Source organism: Mycobacterium sp. KBS0706 (assembly GCF_005938675.2).
Classification (GTDB): domain Bacteria; phylum Pseudomonadota; class Alphaproteobacteria; order DSM-16000; family Inquilinaceae; genus Inquilinus.
In genome coordinates this window covers 1-267 of record NZ_VCCH02000423.1, presented here as the reverse complement: position 1 = coordinate 267, position 267 = coordinate 1, and the positions used below count along the sequence as shown (strand labels likewise).

Here is a 267-nt window from a genome sequence, read left to right as displayed (position 1 = left end):
TCGAATTTCAGCGCTTCCGAGCGGAACCGGCGCTTTCTCCGCTACATCGTCGACGAGACGCTGGACGGCCGGGCCGACCGCATCAAGGGCTACAGCGTCGGCGTCGCGGTCTTCGACCGCGATACCAGCTTCGACCCGCAGCTCGACCCGATCGTCCGGATCGAGGCCAGCCGGCTGCGCCGGTCCCTGGACTACTACTATGTCGCCGGGGGCAAGGACGACGAGATCTGCATCACCATACCGAAGGGCAGCTACGTTCCGGTCTTC

At 65.2% G+C, this 267-nt stretch carries 1 protein-coding gene; it reads left to right on the top strand.

Translation table 11 applies throughout. The features are described 5' to 3' along the window. Positions 1 to 267 (top strand): hypothetical protein (locus tag FFK22_RS43705; protein WP_221939336.1); only part of this gene is annotated, 267 nt, incomplete at both ends.